This is a genomic window from Bradyrhizobium manausense, from assembly GCF_018131105.1.
GTDB classification, from domain to species: Bacteria; Pseudomonadota; Alphaproteobacteria; order Rhizobiales; family Xanthobacteraceae; genus Bradyrhizobium; species Bradyrhizobium manausense_B.
The window spans coordinates 761,079-779,061 of sequence record NZ_JAFCJI010000002.1 but is presented as its reverse complement, the minus strand read 5'-3'; the positions used below and the strand labels follow the sequence as shown (position 1 = coordinate 779,061).

Genomic DNA, 17,983 nt, shown 5'->3' with positions numbered 1-17,983 from the left:
AACTCTGCGGAAATCAGTCGGGGGGGACGTAGGTAGCGCTCTCCCGCTACCATTCATTTCCCCAAGCTCCTATTTGATAGCTCAGCAGAACTCAGCCAAGACCCGGCGTCGCCCATATTTGAGCGGCGTATCGGCTGCGCTGTTGTGCAAACACGCGCCGTAACGGTGGGAAGTGGGACGACATGGTCAATGGTCTGCAAAGCGAAGTCGAAGTCATCACGCTGTTCGTCGACGACATTGCGTCGTCGAAGGCGTTCTACGCCCGGGTATTCACAGCCGAGACCATCTGGGAGGACGCCAACTCGTCTGTCCTGAAATTCGGCGGGCTGCTCGTCAATCTTCTCGCCGCGTCCCAGGCACCCATGCTCGTGGAGCCGTTGCCGGTTGGGCCGTCGTCCGCAGGCGCCCGCGCGCTGTTGACGATCAGGGTCGCTGACGTCGACGCAGTGTGTTCCGGCCTTCGGGCGATCGGTGTCGAACTGCTCAATGGCCCGATCGACCGTCCATGGGGACGGCGAACCGCGGCTTTCGCCGACCCGTCAGGTCATGTCTGGGAGATCGCTCAACTGATTGGGCGGACATAGTTCGGAGTTCGTAGGATGGGTTGAGCCCTTGCGAAACCCATCGCTTCGCTCAACCCATCCTACGTATTACGTACTGGATCATCGACCAAGCTCATCGCGTCTCAAAAGGACGGGAGTCCAGCACCGATCCGCATCGCGATCTTGTCCTGCGCCAGGTGCTCACCGAAGCGGATTCCGGCATCGAATCCAGCGGCGTCGATATCGTCGAAGGCGTTGCGCAGTTGCGCCACCAGCTAGGCGCCTGCTTCGGTCAGCGTAACGCTGCGGGTCGTGCGATTGAGCAAAGCTCGGGCGGATTAGGCCGCGAGAGCGCGAAGGTGTGTCTGCGATTCAAGTTGCCCGCTGGAAGAGCGAAGTGCTGCCTCATACTCCGTCATTGCGAGCGCAGCGAAGCAATCCAGAGTCGTTCCGCGGAGGCAGGCTGGATTGCCTCGCTCCGCTCGCAATGACGGCGTGGAGGGAAAGCGTGTCCCCCGCTCCACCCATCACGTCCTGATGACAAATCCCTTCGCAAGATGATTCCTCACGAAATAGATCATCGCGATTCCCGGCACGAGCGCCAGCACGGTCATGGCCATGACGAGGCCGAAATCGGTGCGGAAGCCGAACAGTGCGTTGATGGCCATGGTGATCGGCTTGCCGCCTGTCGTCGTCAGGATGCGGGCCAGCACCACCTCTACCCAGGAGAAGATGAAGCAGAAGAATGCGGTCACGCCGATGCCCGGCGCGATCGCCGGAACGAGATGGCGAAAGAAAAAGCTCGGAAGCGAATGACCGTCCAGAAAGGCCGTCTCGTCGAACTCGCGCGGCACTGAGGCGATGAAGCCCTCCAGAATCCAGATCGAGATCGGGATGTTGAAGACGCAGTGGACCAGCGCAATGCCGACGGGAGTGTTCTCCAGGCCGATTTGCGCGAACAGCACGAAGATCGGTAGCGACAGCACGACGGTCGGGGTGATGCGGAACACCAGCAGCAGGAAGAACAGTTGCCGGTCGCCGACGAAGCTGTAGCGCGCGAACGCGTAGGCCGCCGGCAATCCGACGCCGAGGCACAGCGCGACGTTCAGCACGACATAGATGATCGAGTTCAGAATCGCTTGCTTCAGGACCGGCGAATTGAGGATGTTCCGGTAATTGACGAGGCTGAAATGTCCCTCCGTGATCCCGGCCCTCGGCAGCGTCGAGACGAAGCTGGTCATGATCGTCTGCGCCAGCGGCACCAGCACGAAGGCGCCGATCACGACGAACAAGACGGTGCGCCCAAGCGATGACTTCACCTGGTGGGCTCCATCCCGACGGGGGCCCGGGCCCGGGTGCTCGTCGCCGCCTTGAAAGTCCAGGCGACGGTCAGAACGATCAGGAAGTAGATGATCGAGCGAGCGGCCGATGGACCGTAATTGAAGGACTGGATCTCCTCGCCGAGATCGAGGCTGAGAAATGCGGTGGCGCTATCGGGGCGGCCGGCATTGATGCGGAAGGCCTCGATATAGATCATGAAGCTGTCCATGAAGCGAAGCAACACGGCCATCGACAGCACGGTCTTCATCTTTGGCAGCTGAATGAAGCGAAACACCTGCCATGGCGACGCGGCGTCGATGGCTGCGGCCTGGTAGTAGGCGGCCGGAATGCTGGAGATGCCGGCATAGGCCAGCACGACGACGAGCCCGAGCCAGTGCCACGTATCCATAACCACCAGCACGATCCAGGTGTGCAGGGCATTGAACTTGTAGTCGAAGCCGACGCCCAGCCAGGCCAGCATCCGCCCGGCGAGGCCGGCATTGGGATTGATGAAATTGAGCCAGATCACCGGGATCATGTTCCAGGGCACCACCAGCGGCACGGTGATCAGGACGAGGACGGTGCTGACGATGAATTGGTGGGATCGTTGCAGCAGCAGCGCAATCCAGATGCCGAGCGGCAGCTGGATCGACAGCACGATGGCCGAGAACAGGAAGCTGCGTCCGAGGCTCGCGTAGAAGCGGTCCGACGTGACGATGTTCCGGTACCAGTCGATGCCGATCCAATAGGGATTGTTCAGGCTGAAGAGATCCTGGAAGGAATAATTGGTGACGGCGATCAGAGGGAGGATTCCGACCAGGGTCACGATGACCAGGGCGGGAAGCACCAGGAACCAGGCTCTGTTGTCGTAAGGCTTCATGTCGAACGATTGCAACGGGGTACGTCCGGCACGAAAAGGGCCTCGGTCGACACCGAGGCCCTCACAGCATTCCGGATCGCGCAAGACCTAGCCCGTTAGACCGCTGATCTCCAACAGGCGGCAGCGCAGCCCAGTTCCGCGCGGCGATCATGTGTCGTCAGTGCGGGCCGCGTCCATCGTCGGGATCGCTCTCCGGCTCGGGGATCAGCACCACCGGCTCGTCATAGCCCTTGCGGCTGCTGTAGAACACCAGCGCCATCAGGCCGGCGCCGACGACCAGCGAGAACACGACGCCGAGCACCAGCGCGACATAGCCCGACGCCGGCACGCTGGTGTCGGTGCTGGTCCAGCCGAGATAGCCGAGAATGCAGGCGGCGGCGAGTAAGGCAGCCAGCACCGCGATGACCACCCATCGGGCGAGCTTGCTGTCCCCGGAGGTGGACGGTTGATTGTCGGTGCTGGTCATCGGCCTCTCCTCGCGCACGGATCGCGCGACTGTCGGTTACGGTGCCGTCGCCTTGGTCGCGATCGCATGCAGCGCACCTGTCAGCGCAGTGACGACAGCCTTGGCCGGCTCGCCGATGCCGTGACGGCCGGCGAGATAGGCGGGATCGTTGTAGGACAGAAAGGTCGCGCCCTGCTCGTCCTGCCAGACCAGCGCCTTCAGCGGCAGGTCGATGCCGATGGTCTGCGCCTGCTGCATCAACGGCGTGCCGCCCTTGGCATTGCCGAAGATGAGAAGGTCCGTCGGCCGCAACGTCATGTCAACGGCGGCCGCACCCGCGGCGTGGTCGACATGGGCAAATACGGTGAGGCCCTTGGCCTTCACCTCGGCCTCGAGCCGCTTCATCGTGTCCTCAGGTCCGAAGCTGCTCTTGATGGTGATGAGTCCGTCCGTGGCCATTGCCTGTGTCTCCCATGAAAATATCGTTGCGACCAGGGCAAGGGTCCTGATCAGTGCCGAAAGCCTCATGATGTCGGGCTCACTTCTTGTGGAATAGCTTCGCCGGGTCGAATTCCGGATCCGGAACAAAGCCGTCACGATTGGGCATCTTGATCTCAGGGAGGCTGGCCTTGTCGACCTTGCCGTCGGCCGGAACGATGCCGTTCAGGCTCAGGATGTAGGCCGTGACGGCGTAGGTCTCGTCGATGCTGAGCGAGCCCGGCGTCGGATAGGGCATCGCGCGATGGATGTAGTCGAACAGCGTCGTTGCATAGGGCCAGAAGCTGCCGACGGTCTTCACCGGCATGCTGGAGGCGAGCGTTCCCTGTCCGCCGGCAAGACGATCCTTGATGCCGCCCTGGCCGTTCTCGCCATGACAGGCCGAGCAATAGTCGGAGAACACCTGCTTGCCCTGTGCGACCGTGCCGCCGCCGTCAGGTAGGCCCTTGCCGTCGGGCCCGACATCGATGTCCCAAAGCTTGATCTCATCAGGCGTCGCCGGACGTCCGAAGTCGAAGGCAAATGCGGGCGCTGCAAGCAGGCCGGCCGCGAAGATCCCTGCGAGAACCAGCTTGTTATGCGAGGACATTGCGGACCCTCCCGGCTTCGTCGATGCTCCAGGTCTGCTGGGCGTTGTAGTGAAACAGGGCGTTGGTCCCCATCGCGGCGATGAAGGATTTCCGGTCCGGCTGAACATTGCCTTGCTCGTCGGTCGAGCGGCTCACGATTGTGGTCGGCTTGCCGTCCCAGACCCAATCCATCTGGAATCGCACCTGCGCCTTGGACAACACTGGCTGGCTCAGTTGCGCTTGCGTCCAGGTCTTCGCGCCGTCGGTCGAGATCTCGACCTTGGCGATCTTGCCATGACCGCTCCAGGCGAGACCGGAGATTCTGACATAACCGGGCTGGATCTGCATCATGCCCGAGGGCCGGGTGATGACGGAGTTGGTGTCCATCCGCAGCTGGAATTGCCGTGCCTTGCCGTTCGCGAGCAGCTGCGTGTAGCGCGCCGTCTCCCAGCGCGTCATCCAGGGCTCATTGCCGAATTTGAGGCGCCGCAGCCACTTGATGTTGAGGTTGCCCTCGAAGCCCGGCATCACCAGCCGCATCGGAAAGCCGTGCGCGGGCCTGAGCGGCTCGCCGTTCTGGCCATAGGCGACGAATGCCTCGTTCACGATCTCGTCGGTGAGGGGGATGCTGCGATCGACACCCGCGCCGTCGCCGCCCTCCGCCAGCATCCAGGTCGAGCCCTTGTCCTTGGCGACGAGGTCGATCAGGAATTTCAGCGGAACGCCGGTCCATTCATTGGTGCTGACGAGGCCATGCGTGTTCTGCACCGTCAGCTCGGGATCGGCCTTTTTCCAGTTCTCCCAGCCGTTGCCGGTGCACTCGATGAAGACCACGCGCGAGACCGACGGCATCCGCTTGAGATCGTCGACGCTGAACACCAGCGGCTTCCGCACCATGCCGTGGATGAGAAGACGGTGCTGCGCGGGATCGATATCGGGCACGCCAGAATGGCTGCGCTCGTAGTGCAGATCGGTCGGCGTGATGTTGCCCACCAGCTTCTGATGCGGCGTCTTGGAATTGATGGCATCGCTCGGATCGATGTTGCGCTTGCCCGGCGTCGACTCCGGGATGCGATCGATCTTGGCAAACCGCGAACGTTCGCTGTGCGCGCCGAGATCTGCGCCGGGTCCTCGATCGGGGACGTCGGCCAGCGATTCCGCATTCGCCGCTTCGGTCGTGGCAACGCTCAAAATGCCCGCCGACAGTCCTCCCACGAAGCCACGGCGCGACACATTCGCAGGCCGTGACAACAACTCGATTGGCGTCTTGGACGTCATGCCATCTCCCACTGATATTCGTGTTTTTTGGAAAACCAGATCCCATTCATGTCGCGACGTTTACCGCATGCCGCGCAGATTGCTTGTTAGCTTGTGTTAGAAGGAGTGAGCGTTGGCGCGCTCACTCCTGCGGGTCGTTCAAGCTTCCTTGAAGGCCTCGTGCGCGCGGGTCGAGTAGACCAGCGCCGCTCCCGCGTTGACCGAGATCGCGGTGCCGAGCGCTTCGGCCAACTCGCCTTCGGTCGCGCCATGCTTCTTCGCTTCGGCGGCATGGACCGTGATACAGCCGTCGCAACGCAGGCTGATGGCGACGGCGAGCGCGATCAACTCGCGTGTCTTGGCATCGAGGTGTGCGGTCTTGGCGCCGGCGCCGCTCAGGGTCGCGTAGCCCTTGACCGTCTCGGGCGAGAGCTTCCCGATCTCGCCGACGCCGGCGACGACCTGGCGGCGATAGGTGTTCCAGTCGAGCATAGCCATGTTAACCTCCATTGATGTCTCGTCCTCTAATGTGTCGGCGCCTGCTGCACCGGGGAATGGCCGGGCGGCTCGGACCGATGTCCGGGCGGATCAAGGAGTGCGAATGTCGGAGGCTGAAGCAGCCGAATTGTTGAATGCGATGGTGCCGCTGTTCAGGATCCGCCCCGTGATCGAGGATTCCTGCCGGTTTGGCGGCAGCTGGGAATCGCTGCACGCACCAAACGGCAAGGGATGGGCGCAATTCCACATGGTCACGCGCGGCGCCTGCGTGGTCGAGCGGCCGGGTCTGGGCCCGCAGAGGCTGGAGGCCGGCGATATTCTCCTGCTGCCGCACGGCGACAGTCATCGGGTCCGAAGCAATGTGAAAGGTGCCGCGGGCCGGGTCTCGACCGACGTCCGAAACGGTGTGCGTCAGCGCGCGACCGTCGATGCCACGGTGGATACCGAGCTGCTATGCGGCCGCTTCCTGTTCGAGACCTCGGACGAGAACCCGCTGATCGCAGCCCTTCCCGACGAGATCATCCTGCGCACGGCAGGAGAGCCGCTGCTGGAACGGTTTCGGCGCCTGCTGCTCGATATTCGCGACGAGCTGGATGCGGGGCGGGCCGGATCGGAGATGGTCGCCGCCGACCTCGCGCGGGCCCTGTTCGTCATGATGCTCCGCGACCATCTGACGGAGCAGGCTTCCGATGACGGCACGCTGTCGCTGTTGCAGGACCGCACCACGGCCCGTGTCGTGCTGGCGATCCTTGGCGATCTCGCGCGCGACTGGACGCTCGACGAAATGGCGGAGGTCGCGATCGCCTCGCGCGCAACGCTGGTGCGCGCCTTTCAGAAGCGCGCCAGCGTCGCGCCGATGACGTTCCTGTCCGATCTGAGGCTGGCGGTCGCGCGCAAGCGGCTGGCCGGCACGTCAGATCCGATCGCGAAGATCGCGGCCGAGGTCGGCTATGCGTCCGAGAGTGCCCTGAGCAAGGCCATCATGCGCCAATACGGCGTGCGACCCGGCGCTTTGAGAGAACCGGGGTCGCAAGCAGCCGCCGTCAACTCCGATACCAGCTCGCCAAATTCCACGTCGTGACATCCCAGCCCGAGATGTCGGTCATCAGGTTGTTGACGCCGCCGCCGACGATATTGCGTGACAGCAGCGGCACCAGGATGTTGGCCTCGCAGAAGATCTCGTTGACCTTGATCAGCAGCGCGGCGCGCTTGACCGGATCGAGCTCGTTCTGCGCAGCCTTGTAGGCCTTGTCGGCCTCCGGGTCGGACCAGCGCGAGATGTTGCGTCCCAGCCATTTGTTGTCCTTGTTGGCGATCTCCCAGGACACGCACTGGTTCAAGAACCGCTCCGGATCGGGCTGCGGCTGCGTCGTGTTGTACATCTCCATGTCGGCATAGAGTTTGGAGTAGGTGTCGGGATTGCCGGCATCGGACGAAAAGAACACCGATGCGACGACGGCCTTGATTTCGATCTCGATGCCGGCCTTCTGGCAGGCCTGCTTGATGATGGCCTGTGTCTTCTGCCGTGGCGCGTTGATCGAGGTCTGGTACACGTATTTGAGCTTCTTGCCGTCTTTTTCGCGGATGCCGTCCGCGCCCGGCTTCCAGCCGGCTTCGTCCAGAATCTTGATCGCCTTGTCGATGTCGAACGCGTAGTGCAGCTTGCTCGATTTGAACTGCGCAGGCTGGTTGACGAAGCTTGCGGTCGCAACGCCGCCGCGGCCGTAGATGAACTTCTGGATGCCGTCGCGGTCGATCAGCAGGTTGAACGCGCGGCGCACCGCCGGATCGGACAGCGTCGGATGCTTGGTCTTGGCATTCGAACGCTCGCCATCGACCTCGGTCCATGGATCCGTCGTGTTGAGGATGATGAACTCGACATTGCCGGAGAGCGTGACGTCGACCTTGCCCTTCCCGCCGGCCTCCATGCGCTTGAGGACCTCGTCCTCCACCTGCAGATTCCAGGCATAGTCGTATTCGCCGGTCTGCAGCACCGCACGCGCCGCCGAGACGGCGTCGCCGCCGCCCTTGACTTCGAGCGTGTCGAAAAAAGGCTGGTTCTTGACGTGATAGTCGGGGTTGCGCTCGGCCCGGATCATGTCACCCGGCTTGAACTCGATGAATTTGTACGGGCCGGTGCCGATCGGCTTCAGATTGCCCGGCGCCTCGCGCGACTTCGCGCCGGAATAGTCGCCGAAGTGATGCTTTGGCAGGATCTGCCCGACCGAACCGACGAAGGGGTCGGCCCAGAACGGGGTCGGCGCCTTGAAGATCACCTTGACGGTGTGGTCGTCGATCTTCTCGACCGTGATGTCCTTGTAGGATCCCGTGGTGTAGGCGGCCGTGGCGAGATCGGCGGCGTAGCTCCAGGTGAAGACCACGTCGTCGGCAGTGAACGGTTTGCCGTCATGCCACTTGACGCCCTGCTTGAGTTTCCAGATCACGCTGGTGCCATCCGCCGCGATGCCGCCGTTCTGCTTGGTCGGCACCTCGGCGGCAAGGCAGGGGATGAGGTTGCCGTCCGCGTCCCAGCCGGCGAGCGGCTCGAAGAAGATGCGCGAGGCGATCTGGTCCTTGGTGCCGATCGCGAAATGCGGATTCAGCAGCGTCGGGGCCTGCCACAGCAGGATCTTGAGCGGACCGCCGCCGCCGGCCTTGGTCGGCTTGTACTGCAGCGTTGCGTCCGCCATCGCCACGTCGTTCCAGAGCAGCATCTGGCCCGCGACCGGCGCGGTAATTCCGACCGCGGCCATTGTCCGGATGAACGAGCGTCGCGACAGTGTGCCTTGCTTCACTTCCGCGATTGCGTTGCGGATTTCGTTCTCGTTCATTGGATGACCTCCACCACGAAAAAGTCGTCACTGGCCCTGACCCATCATGTTTGATCATGGACGAGGGGGCAATGCCGGGAGAGGAGGAACAACCTGCGACGAAATGGCGAGCAGGCGTACCGCAAAGCGGCATGCCCTCGGCAAGCATCAGGACGGTGAGGATTTCGCGGCGATGGGCAGCTTCTGCCGGGGCAGACTTGCCGGTGCGAAGGATCTCCCACCCGGAATTTGCGATAACCCCTTGATGGATATGGTTCCGTCAACTGGCACGCCCATTGCACGCGGAACGTGCGTTCGCAATGACAGTGGAGTTCGCGTATGAGCGTCGGCGGCATGAGCAGCATCGTTGGTGGAAGCACGGCGAGTTCGTCGTCATCCTCCAGCCCATCGAAATCGCCGGGTGGTTCGCAAGGAGGAGACGTCTCGACCTTCAGCTCGCTGCTGCATGACGGAACGCCTTACGACGAGGTCAAGGTCAACCTGCCGAACGGCATGTCGGTCGGCATCGTCCATTTCGGCGGCGGTGGTCTCGACAGCAGCGCGCTCAAATCCATCGAGGACTTCGTGCAGAGGTTCGCGAGCCAGCAGGTGGCAGGAGATCCGTCCTCCGCAAGCAGCCAACCGCAGAATGACAACACCCCCGACACGGTCGGGATCGACAAGATCCATGTCGATCTTCCGAATGGGCTGTCGTTCGAAGTCATCCATTCCTCCGGCAATCAGGTCACGGACAGTGCGGCCGTGATGAAGGAGCTCACGGAGGCGGCGGAGGAACTCACCGAAGCCTTCGCGCAATATTCGCCCGCATCATCTGCCGCGTCCGCCTATGCCGCGCAGCAGGCGGCGTCATCCGATCGTACGAGCCAGGTCAACGCCCAGAGCTGAGCAGAGCACCGGTCGAGAGGGAACGCGCCGCAGGTCGCCGTGCGATCTGCGGGATGCGGCCATGCGATCGGTTCCACGCATCTGTAATCCGTTGCCCTGCACGCGCATGGCTCTCTATATTGGCCTGATGTTGCGATCGGAGCCGCCTGCTCGGCGCTCCGCGATTGAGGGCCACGCGATGGACGATACGATTGGCTTCCCCGACCCGGGCCTGGATTTGTCCGACGGATTCAAGCCGCACACCTCGCATTGGGGTGTGTTTTCCGCACGCGATGGCGCAGCCGGGCTGGAGGTGAGGGCCTATGGCGGGGATCCCGATCCGAACGGCATCATCGACAATTTTCCCGGCGCCTTGCGTCACCAGGCGCGCATTGCCCAGCCCGCCATCCGCCGCGGCTGGCTCGAGCGCGGACCGGGTCCGGATGACAGGCGCGGCCGCGATGAATTCGTCTCCGTCAGTTGGGAGAAGGCACTCGATCTGCTCGGCGACGAGCTGGCGCGCATCCGCGACACACGCGGCCCCGCCGCCGTGTTCGGCGGCTCCTATGGCTGGTCGAGCGCGGGCCGGCTGCATCACGCGCAGAGCCAGGTGCATCGCTTCCTCAACATCGCGATGGGCGGCTATGTGCGCTCGGTGAATTCCTATTCCTCCGGCGCGTCGTCGGTGCTGCTGCCGCAGATCATGGCGGGCTATGAGGACATCACCAAGCGTAACGTCACCTGGGAGCAGATCGCCGATGAGACCGAGATCGTGCTGGCCTTCGGCGGCATGGCGCTGAAGAACTCGATGGTGGCCGGCGGCTCGATCAGCAAGCATGTCGAGCGCGGCGCCATGGCGGCGGCGCGCCGGCGCGGCTGCGAGTTCATCCTGATGAGCCCGCTGCGCGAGGACCTGCCCCTCGAAGCCGGCGCCGAATGGATGACCTGCATCCCCGGTACCGATACTGCGCTGATGCTCGGCATGGTCCACACGCTGGTCAGCGAGGGTCTGCACGACCAGGCCTTCCTCGATCGCTACACCGAGGGCTGGCCGGTGTTCTTGCGCTATCTCACCGGCGAGAGCGACGGGCAGGCCAAGGACGCGGCATGGGCGGCCGCGATCTGCGGTATCGACGCCAACGCGATCCGCACGCTCGCGCGGCGGCTTGCCGGCAAGCGTGCGCTGATCACCGTGTCGCATTCGCTGCAGCGCGCCGAGCATGGCGAGCAGCCGGTGTGGATGGGCATGGTGCTGGCGGCAGCGCTGGGCCAGATCGGTCTTCCCGGCGGCGGCTACGCTTATTCGCTGGGCGCGATCGGCTATTACGGCCGCCGCGTCAACGACGTGCCGGGGCCGACGCTGGGGCAGGGACGCAACGGCGTCCGCGATTTCATTCCGGTGGCGCGCATTGCCGACATGCTGCTCAATCCCGGCAGTACCTATCGCTACAATGGCGAGACGCGCACCTATCCGGATATTCGCCTGGTCTACTGGGCCGGGGGCAATCCCTTCCATCACCATCAGGACATCAACCGACTGCGCAAGGCGTTTGCGAAGGTCGATACGCTCGTCGTGCACGAACTTGCCTGGACGGCGACCGCGCGCCACGCCGACATCGTGCTGCCTTCGACCATGACACTGGAGCGCGAGGATATCGGCTATTCCACCAACGATCCGCTGATGGTCGCGATGCATCGTATTGCCGAGCCGTTTGGGCTGGCGCGCGACGACTACGACATCTTTGCCGATCTCGCCGATCGCCTCGGCGCCCGCGAGCCGTTCACGGAAGGGCGGACCTCGCGGCAATGGCTGGAGCATCTCTATGAGCCGACCCGCGCCTCGCTCGCCAAGCGTGGCCTGGAGGCCCCAAGCTTCGAGGAGTTCTGGCAACGCGGTAGCCTGGTCGTGCCGCAGCAGCCCGACGACGGCGGCCGCTTGCGCAGCTTCCGCGAGGACCCGGTCGCGCACGCGCTGCCGACGCCGAGCGGACGCATCGAGATTTACTCAGCCAAGATCGCCGGTCACGGCGATGCGGATTGTCCCGGCCATCCGGTCTGGCTCGAGAAGAGCGACATGCCAAAACCGGGTGCGCCGTGCTTCCTGGTCGCCAACCAGCCGGTGACGCGACTGCACAGTCAGCTCGACTTCGGCGGGCATTCGCTCGCGGCAAAACATCGTGGCCGCGAGGTCGCGCGCATGAACCCGCGCGACGCGAGCGCGCGTGGCATCGTCGATGGCGACATCATCCGCCTGTTCAACGAACGCGGCGCCTGCCTTGCCGCGGTGCATGTGACCGACGACATCGCGCCCGGCGTCGTGCAATTGCCGACCGGCGCCTGGTATGACCCGATGGATCCGGAAGACGACGCGCCGCTCTGCGTTCATGGCAATCCGAACGTGCTCACCCGCGACATCGGCACCTCGTCCTTCGCGCAAGGCTGCACCGGCCAGCTCACGACGGTGGAGGTGGAGAAGTTCACCGGCAATCTGCCACCGATCCGGGCGTTCGATCCGGTGTAACGATCGCAACGGCGTGCCTTTCCGCTTTGCGAAACGAAATCCGGACCGCCGCCTGACAGCAGGTTCAGGCGGCGGTTCAGTACGAACTTAGTGAACTTGGGAAGTTGCAAGGCCGCGCTCGAACGCTGGCCCGGTCGCTGGGCGCCCTCAAGTTACGTCGTGTTGCAGCGGCCGGAGAATCATTGCAGTCGCCTCCAAGCCACCACGGATGGTGGCCGGATCGTCGAACACGTCAACGCGCGTTCGCGATTGTCACCGCCGCTTCAATCGCATTCTCCAAAATCTCGTCGGACAGTTTCCTGTCGTTGACGGCGCGCGCCAGTTGCAGCGCGCCGACCATGGTCGAATAGATCGTGATCGCCTTGCGCCGCCGCTCTTTCGCCGAGCCCTGCCTGATCTGCTCCGCCACCAGCACGATGATGTCGGAGACCTTGCCCGTGAAGGCATCGCGCGTTGCTTTCGGATGCCGCGCGATTTCGGCGACCAGCGCGGCGGTCGGGCAGCCGGCGCCGGCGCGATCGCGGTGACGTGTCGAGAGATAATCGCGGATCGTGGTTTCGAGCGCGACGCCATTCTCCAGGTTGGCCTTGTGCCGCTCCTCACGCCTTGTGAGGGCCTCGGTCAGCACCTCCCGCACCAGCTCCTCCTTGGAGGCAAAGTGCGTGTAGAAGGCGCCGTTGGTGAGGCCCGCCTCCGACATGATGCCGGCGAGGCCGACCGCGGCGATCCCGCTCTCGCGGAACCGGGTGGAGGCGACATCAAGGATGTGCCGGCGCGTTTCGTCCCTGTGCCCCTTTTCATATCGCATGGACTGTAACTCCCTCTCGACGTCGGCCTGAATGGCAGCGGCCACGGGATCGTGAGTGATGTACTATTGCATTATGATCATAATAATGAATTATGATCATAATACAATGGTCGTCGGATCGGCGGCTCCGGAACACAACAGGACCCAGGAATGTCAGTCGAGGACATCGCCGCACCGCCACTGTCCGTGATCGAGGCCCCTGCGCAGGGTGCGGCTGCGCCTCGCCCGGTGGCATCGACCGCCGACCAGCGTCGCGCCGCGCTTCTGACCGCGCCGATCCTGCCGACCCTGCTCAAGCTCGCGGCACCGACCGTGACCGTGCTGGTGGCACAGACCGCGGTGAACATCGCCGAGGCCTATTACGTTGGCTATCTCGGCACCGACGCACTGGCCGGCGCCGCGCTGGTGTTCCCGATCTTCATGCTGATGACGATGATGTCGAATGGCGGTTTCGGCTCCGGCGTCGCCTCCTCGGTAGCGCGCGCGGTCGGCGCCGGCCGTCGCGACGATGCGGATGCGGCACTTTTCCACGCCATCGTGCTTGCGATCATCGCCGGCGCGCTGTTCACGCTGGGGGTGCACTTTGGCGGCCCGGCGCTGTTTCGGACGCTCGGCGGCCGCGCCGGCGCGCTTGACGCGGCCATCACCTATTCCAGCTATCTCTTCGCAGGCGCGATTCCGGTCTGGATCGTCAATCTCCAGGCCGCCGCATTGCGCGGCTCCGGCAACGTCAAGGTCCCGGCGCTGGTGACGCTGATCGGCGCGATCGTGACGATCCCGGTCTCGCCGTTGCTGATCTTCGGGTTCGGGCCGGTTCCAAGCCTCGGCATCGGAGGCGCCGGCATTGCCTTCGGCCTCTATTACAGCGCGGCGATGCTGTTCCTGCTGCGCTACATGTCCTCGGGCGCGGCCGGCCTGCGGCTGCACATCGTGCCATTGCGCGCAAAGATCTTCGGCGACATGCTCAGGGTCGGCATCCCCACCGCCTTCAATGCTGTGCTGACGAATCTCACCGTCATCCTCGTCACCGGCGCGGTCGGCCTGTTCGGCACCTCCGCGCTCGCCGGCTACGGCATCGCCTCTCGGCTCGACTACATCATGATCCCGCTGCTGTTCGGCATCAGCACGGCGACGCTGACCATGGTCGGCGTCAACATGGGGGCAGGCCAGGCCGCGCGGGCGCAACGGATCGGCTGGGTCAGCGGCGCCGCCGGCATGATCATGACGGGGGCGATCGGACTGTTTGTCGCGATTGTCCCGACCGCTTGGCTCGATCTCTTCAGCCACGACGCCGATGTGGTGAGCGAGGGCATGACCTATTTGCGCATTGTCGGGCCGGCCTATGCAGCGCTGGGTTTTGGCTTCGTCACATCGTTCGCAGCACAAGGAGCGGGCCGGGCGCTGGGCCCGCTCGCCTCCGGGGTCGCCCGCATCCTGATCGCAGCCGGCGGCGGCTGGATTGCGGTTGCGTATTTCGGCGCGGGAATGACCGGGCTTGCCAGCATGGTCACGGTATCGCTCGCCGCCTATGCCGTGATCGCGGTGCTGATCATGGTCTCGCCCTCGACCTGGCGCGCCGAGCAGCGCGCCTAGGAAGGGCTTGCGCGCGGCTTCGAGCTGACCCAATCTGCGTTCGTTTCCCATTTGGCGGCGAAGGGAGAAGCGTTGCCCGCTACAGGCGGTCAATATGGATTTTCATTTCATTGATTTCGTCCGGCGGAGAAGCGAATACGGTTCCACTCATTGTCGTCGAGTCATGGAGACCAAGATGTCGTTTCGTCCCGCTTTGATCGTCGCAACCGCGCTGGCCGTATGGTCGGCCGCAGCGTCAGCTGAGACCATCAAGATCGGCGTGACGCCGGGGCCGCATGCGCAGATCTTCGAGGCGGTGAAGCCGGTCGCGGCCAAGCAGGGGCTCGACATCCAGCTCATCGAGTTCTCCGACTACGTGGTGCCGAACGCCGCGCTCGATGCCGGTGAGATCCAGGCCAATTCGTTCCAGAACCAGCCATACCTCGACAACCAGAAGGCCGATCGAGGCTACAAGATCGAGTCGGCTGGCCTCACCGTGAATTTCCCGATCGGCGTCTATTCGAAGAAGCACAAGGCCTTCGCCGACATTCCCGACGGTGGCAAGATCTCGATCCCGAACGACCCGACCAATGGCGGTCGCGTGCTGCTCCTGCTGCGCGACAAGGGTGTGATCAAGCTGAAGGACGGTGTCGGTTTCAAGCCGACCGTGCTCGATATCACCGAGAACCCCAAGAAGCTGAAGTTCATCGAGGTCGATGCGGCTCAGGCGCCGCGCGCGCTCGACGATGTCGACGCGGCCGCGATCAACACCAATTATGCAACCCAGGCGGGCCTCGATCCGGTCAAGGATCCGATCCTGCGCGAAGACCCCAAGGGGCCCTATGTCAACCTGATCGCCGTGCGCAGCGCCGACAAGGACAAGCCCTGGGTCAAGATCCTGATCGACAGCTATCATACGCCCGAGGTGAAGGAGTTCATCCTCACCAAGTTCAAGGGTGCGGTGTTGCCGAGCTGGTAGGCAGTCTGCCTGGCCAGGGTCCGGCGCGGGCGGCGATCCCGGCGGGCAGCCTTGCGCATTGCCCGCTTGTCTCGGGTCGCTGCAACCGACATCATCGGGGGCCGTGGCCATCCTCGCCCGACAGGGGTCGTATGAAACGCTTTGCAAACCTGAAACGCCTGGGATTTTTCACGCGGCTGCTCGATGAAGCGCCGCCGGCGGAGCGCTATCGCTTCGCCGCCGAGCAGATCGTGCGTGCCGAGAAGGCGGGCCTCGACTCCGCGTGGATCGCGCAGCACCATTTCCACGAGCGCGAGGGCGGGCTGCCATCTCCCTTTACCTTCCTCGGTTACGTCGCTGCGCAAACCTCTCGGATTCGCCTTGGCACCGGCATCGTGACCTTGCCGCTGGAGAGCGCGGTACGGGTGGCGGAAGACGCCGCGGTGCTGGATCTGCTCTGCAATGGTCGGTTCGAGCTTGGCGTCGGCACCGGGGGCAACCCGTCTGCCTTTGCCGCCTTCGGCCTTGACGGCACCCAGCGCAACGAGATCTTTGCGCGCAATCTTGAAGTGGTCCGCAAGGCGCTGACCGGCAAGCCGCTCGACGGCGGCGACACGCTCTATCCGCAGCGGCCGCAGCTCGACAAACGTATCTGGCAGGCGACTTTCTCCGTGGCAGGTGGCGCGCGGGCCGGAAAGGCCGGCGATGGCCTGCTGCTGTCGCGCACCCAGCCTCGGGCCAAGGACGCGCCGGCGGCCACGCTCGCCGAGATCCAGAACCCGATCATCGACGCTTATCTCGCCGCGCTGCCGCCGGGTGCGGAACCGCGCATCATGGCCTCGCGTAGTGTGTTCGTCGCCGACGATCATCGCGAGGCGATGCGGCTCGCCGATATCGGGCTGCGTCGCGCACTGCCGCAATTCATGAAGAGCGGTCACCTTCCTCCCGGCGAGACACTGGAGGAGATGATCATTGCGTTTGATACCCATGTCGGCGGCGCCGACGAAGTGATTGCGTCGCTGCGCGCCGATGCGACGCTGGATCGAGTGACTGACCTGGTGTTCCAGGTGCATTCGGTCGATGCGCCGCACCCCCACGTCCTGCGCTCGATTGAGCTCGTGGCGGACAAGGTCGCGCCGGCGCTGGGCTGGACCCGGACCGCGCCCGGCGTGGCGCTGGCAGGCTAGTCGATATGAATGTGAATGCGTTGCACGAGGCTGAATGATGGCACCGACCGATATCATCGACAAACTCGCCGGCATCGAACCGGGATCGGCGCTGGACGGCATCCGCGCGCGCCGCTTGCAAGCGCGTGAGAACGCTCAGAAGAGCTATCTCTCTCTGTTCGAGCCGATCGACACCGGCGATTTTTCGCTGCTCGAACGCGCCGCCGTCGCGGCCTTCGTGACCGGGCTCCATGGCGAATCCCCCGTTGCGGCCTTCTATCGCGACAAGCTTGCGGCGACCTCGGGCGGCGCGGCTCTGCTTGATGCGATCGACGCCGAGATCGCACGCGGCAAGACCTCGGGCCCGTATGGCTCGTTTCCGGCAGGGCCGCTGTCGATCGAGAACACGGCGGGTCTCATTTTTCGCGTGAGCGCGGCAAGCAAATCGGGGCTCGGCACCCGGCTCGTCGCGGCGCTCGAGCATGCGCATCTGCTGGTGTTCCGGCCGCGTGATGCGGCGTCCAGCGACATGAACGCGCTGCTTGCCGCCGGCTGGTCGAACACCGGCATCGTCACCTTCTCACAACTCGTCGCGTTCCTGTCGTTTCAGGTGCGCGTCGTCAGCGGCTTGCGCACGCTCGCCGCCGTGAACGCATAAGAGGAGGCTGCATCATGAGCGCCACCGTCAATCCGCCGGTCGCCTTCACCCAGGATGAGCTCGGCTGGGTCTCCTGGATCGAGCCGCTACCCGAGGCCGAGCTCACCGAACGGCATTTCAATGGCCTGGTCGATCGCGCCCGCGCCAAGTCGGAATATTTCCGCCTGCTGGTGCGTGACCCTGAGGTGCTGGAGGCCCGCACCAAGACCGACAAGGACATCTTCTACAACGTCGCCGACGGCCTGCCGCGTGCCGAGCGCGAGCTCGCGGCGGCTGCGACCTCGCGCTACAATGGCTGCATCTATTGCGCCTCGGTGCATGCGCGCTTCGCCAGCACCTATTCCAAGCGCCGCGAGGACGTGCAGAAGCTGCTCGACGAGGGTGTCGATGCCGATCTCGGCGAGCGCTGGAATGCCGTGGTCAAGGCCTCGGTGGCGCTGGCGTCGACGCCGATCGCATTCGGCCCCGAGAATATCGCGGAGCTGCGCAGCGCCGGCCTCGACGACGCCGAGATCGTCGACGTCATCAACGGCGCCTCGTTCTTCAACTGGGCGAACCGGCTGATGCTGTCGCTCGGCGAGCCCTCGAAGTAATCT

The 17,983-nt window shown here is 64.1% G+C and carries 19 protein-coding genes; 9 read left to right on the top strand and 10 right to left on the bottom strand.

Annotation, left to right across the window (positions count from 1 at the left end; all coding sequences use genetic code 11):
- Positions 1-182 precede the first annotated feature (182 nt).
- Entirely contained in the window at positions 183-584 is a 402-nt protein-coding gene (locus JQ631_RS23920; protein WP_212329973.1) for a VOC family protein, read from the top strand.
- A gap of 101 nt (positions 585-685) precedes the next feature.
- Here JQ631_RS23920 and JQ631_RS32510 read toward each other — a convergent pair whose 3' ends face one another.
- The 8 genes from JQ631_RS32510 to JQ631_RS23885 all read right to left on the bottom strand — a co-directional run bounded on the left by JQ631_RS32510 (position 686) and on the right by JQ631_RS23885 (position 6,009).
- Positions 686-814, bottom strand: coding sequence for a hypothetical protein (locus tag JQ631_RS32510; RefSeq protein ID WP_283841811.1), 129 nt, complete (start codon positions 812-814; stop codon positions 686-688).
- 255 nt (positions 815-1,069) lie between these two features.
- Positions 1,070-1,861: a carbohydrate ABC transporter permease gene (locus tag JQ631_RS23915; RefSeq protein WP_212329971.1), complete on the bottom strand. Its 792-nt coding sequence runs from the start codon at positions 1,859-1,861 to the stop codon at positions 1,070-1,072.
- Entirely contained in the window at positions 1,858-2,742 is an 885-nt protein-coding gene (locus JQ631_RS23910; protein WP_212331559.1) for a carbohydrate ABC transporter permease, read from the bottom strand. Before JQ631_RS23910 ends, JQ631_RS23915 begins: the two co-directional genes overlap by 4 nt.
- A gap of 157 nt (positions 2,743-2,899) precedes the next feature.
- Entirely contained in the window at positions 2,900-3,208 is a 309-nt protein-coding gene (locus JQ631_RS23905) for a hypothetical protein (protein ID WP_212329969.1), read from the bottom strand.
- Positions 3,209-3,244: 36 nt separating this feature from the next.
- On the bottom strand, positions 3,245-3,715 hold the full coding sequence (locus JQ631_RS23900) for a DUF302 domain-containing protein (RefSeq protein WP_212329967.1): 471 nt from the start codon (positions 3,713-3,715) through the stop codon (positions 3,245-3,247).
- A gap of 10 nt (positions 3,716-3,725) precedes the next feature.
- Positions 3,726-4,274 (bottom strand): c-type cytochrome, encoded by a 549-nt coding sequence (locus JQ631_RS23895; protein ID WP_212329965.1) that lies wholly within the window; start codon positions 4,272-4,274, stop codon positions 3,726-3,728.
- Complete coding sequence (gene soxC / locus JQ631_RS23890; protein ID WP_212329963.1) at positions 4,261-5,532, bottom strand: sulfite dehydrogenase; 1,272 nt, start codon at positions 5,530-5,532, stop codon at positions 4,261-4,263. Before soxC ends, JQ631_RS23895 begins: the two co-directional genes overlap by 14 nt.
- Before the next feature lie 138 nt (positions 5,533-5,670).
- Positions 5,671-6,009 (bottom strand): carboxymuconolactone decarboxylase family protein, encoded by a 339-nt coding sequence (locus JQ631_RS23885; protein ID WP_212329942.1) that lies wholly within the window; start codon positions 6,007-6,009, stop codon positions 5,671-5,673.
- 103 nt (positions 6,010-6,112) lie between these two features.
- Between JQ631_RS23885 and JQ631_RS23880 the strand changes: the two genes are divergently transcribed.
- On the top strand, positions 6,113-7,090 hold the full coding sequence (locus JQ631_RS23880) for an AraC family transcriptional regulator (protein ID WP_212329940.1): 978 nt from the start codon (positions 6,113-6,115) through the stop codon (positions 7,088-7,090).
- Here the strand turns inward: JQ631_RS23880 and JQ631_RS23875 are convergent.
- On the bottom strand, positions 7,053-8,840 hold the full coding sequence (locus JQ631_RS23875) for a peptide ABC transporter substrate-binding protein (RefSeq protein WP_212329938.1): 1,788 nt from the start codon (positions 8,838-8,840) through the stop codon (positions 7,053-7,055). The two genes, JQ631_RS23880 and JQ631_RS23875, sit on opposite strands and share 38 nt — an antisense overlap.
- A 333-nt stretch (positions 8,841-9,173) precedes the next feature.
- On the opposite strand from JQ631_RS23875, the gene JQ631_RS23870 reads away from it, so the two are divergent.
- Complete coding sequence (locus tag JQ631_RS23870) at positions 9,174-9,725, top strand: hypothetical protein (RefSeq protein WP_212329936.1); 552 nt, start codon at positions 9,174-9,176, stop codon at positions 9,723-9,725.
- Between the two features lie 178 nt (positions 9,726-9,903).
- On the top strand, positions 9,904-12,225 hold the full coding sequence (locus tag JQ631_RS23865) for a molybdopterin guanine dinucleotide-containing S/N-oxide reductase (RefSeq protein ID WP_212329927.1): 2,322 nt from the start codon (positions 9,904-9,906) through the stop codon (positions 12,223-12,225).
- A gap of 232 nt (positions 12,226-12,457) precedes the next feature.
- Here JQ631_RS23865 and JQ631_RS23860 read toward each other — a convergent pair whose 3' ends face one another.
- Positions 12,458-13,033, bottom strand: a complete 576-nt coding sequence (locus JQ631_RS23860) for a TetR/AcrR family transcriptional regulator (RefSeq protein ID WP_212329925.1) — start codon at positions 13,031-13,033, stop codon at positions 12,458-12,460.
- Between the two features lie 150 nt (positions 13,034-13,183).
- On the opposite strand from JQ631_RS23860, the gene JQ631_RS23855 reads away from it, so the two are divergent.
- The 5 genes from JQ631_RS23855 to JQ631_RS23835 all read left to right on the top strand — a co-directional run bounded on the left by JQ631_RS23855 (position 13,184) and on the right by JQ631_RS23835 (position 17,980).
- Positions 13,184-14,626 (top strand): MATE family efflux transporter, encoded by a 1,443-nt coding sequence (locus tag JQ631_RS23855; RefSeq protein WP_212329923.1) that lies wholly within the window; start codon positions 13,184-13,186, stop codon positions 14,624-14,626.
- A 163-nt stretch (positions 14,627-14,789) separates the two neighbouring features.
- Positions 14,790-15,584, top strand: a complete 795-nt coding sequence (locus JQ631_RS23850; RefSeq protein ID WP_212329914.1) for a MetQ/NlpA family ABC transporter substrate-binding protein — start codon at positions 14,790-14,792, stop codon at positions 15,582-15,584.
- A gap of 131 nt (positions 15,585-15,715) precedes the next feature.
- On the top strand, positions 15,716-16,750 hold the full coding sequence (locus JQ631_RS23845; protein WP_212329912.1) for a putative FMN-dependent luciferase-like monooxygenase: 1,035 nt from the start codon (positions 15,716-15,718) through the stop codon (positions 16,748-16,750).
- Between the two features lie 37 nt (positions 16,751-16,787).
- The gene (locus JQ631_RS23840) at positions 16,788-17,387 is read left to right on the top strand and encodes a CMD domain protein (RefSeq protein WP_212331554.1); all 600 of its coding nucleotides are present in this window, start codon (positions 16,788-16,790) and stop codon (positions 17,385-17,387) included.
- A gap of 14 nt (positions 17,388-17,401) precedes the next feature.
- Positions 17,402-17,980, top strand: a complete 579-nt coding sequence (locus tag JQ631_RS23835; protein WP_212329910.1) for an alkylhydroperoxidase domain protein — start codon at positions 17,402-17,404, stop codon at positions 17,978-17,980.
- Positions 17,981-17,983 lie beyond the last annotated feature (3 nt).

Coding starts and splice junctions, on each gene's coding strand:
- JQ631_RS23900 (WP_212329967.1), bottom strand. CDS start 3,715: ATGAGGCTTTCGGCACTGATCAGGACCCTTGCCCTGGTCGCAACGATA.
- JQ631_RS23845 (WP_212329912.1), top strand. CDS start 15,716: ATGAAACGCTTTGCAAACCTGAAACGCCTGGGATTTTTCACGCGGCTG.
- JQ631_RS23885 (WP_212329942.1), bottom strand. CDS start 6,009: ATGGCTATGCTCGACTGGAACACCTATCGCCGCCAGGTCGTCGCCGGC.
- JQ631_RS23850 (WP_212329914.1), top strand. CDS start 14,790: ATGGAGACCAAGATGTCGTTTCGTCCCGCTTTGATCGTCGCAACCGCG.
- JQ631_RS23895 (WP_212329965.1), bottom strand. CDS start 4,274: ATGTCCTCGCATAACAAGCTGGTTCTCGCAGGGATCTTCGCGGCCGGC.
- JQ631_RS23835 (WP_212329910.1), top strand. CDS start 17,402: ATGAGCGCCACCGTCAATCCGCCGGTCGCCTTCACCCAGGATGAGCTC.
- JQ631_RS23860 (WP_212329925.1), bottom strand. CDS start 13,033: ATGCGATATGAAAAGGGGCACAGGGACGAAACGCGCCGGCACATCCTT.
- JQ631_RS23870 (WP_212329936.1), top strand. CDS start 9,174: ATGAGCAGCATCGTTGGTGGAAGCACGGCGAGTTCGTCGTCATCCTCC.
- JQ631_RS23875 (WP_212329938.1), bottom strand. CDS start 8,840: ATGAACGAGAACGAAATCCGCAACGCAATCGCGGAAGTGAAGCAAGGC.
- JQ631_RS23920 (WP_212329973.1), top strand. CDS start 183: ATGGTCAATGGTCTGCAAAGCGAAGTCGAAGTCATCACGCTGTTCGTC.
- JQ631_RS23865 (WP_212329927.1), top strand. CDS start 9,904: ATGGACGATACGATTGGCTTCCCCGACCCGGGCCTGGATTTGTCCGAC.
- JQ631_RS23905 (WP_212329969.1), bottom strand. CDS start 3,208: ATGACCAGCACCGACAATCAACCGTCCACCTCCGGGGACAGCAAGCTC.
- JQ631_RS23855 (WP_212329923.1), top strand. CDS start 13,184: ATGTCAGTCGAGGACATCGCCGCACCGCCACTGTCCGTGATCGAGGCC.
- JQ631_RS23910 (WP_212331559.1), bottom strand. CDS start 2,742: ATGAAGCCTTACGACAACAGAGCCTGGTTCCTGGTGCTTCCCGCCCTG.
- JQ631_RS23840 (WP_212331554.1), top strand. CDS start 16,788: ATGGCACCGACCGATATCATCGACAAACTCGCCGGCATCGAACCGGGA.
- JQ631_RS23880 (WP_212329940.1), top strand. CDS start 6,113: ATGTCGGAGGCTGAAGCAGCCGAATTGTTGAATGCGATGGTGCCGCTG.
- soxC (WP_212329963.1), bottom strand. CDS start 5,532: ATGACGTCCAAGACGCCAATCGAGTTGTTGTCACGGCCTGCGAATGTG.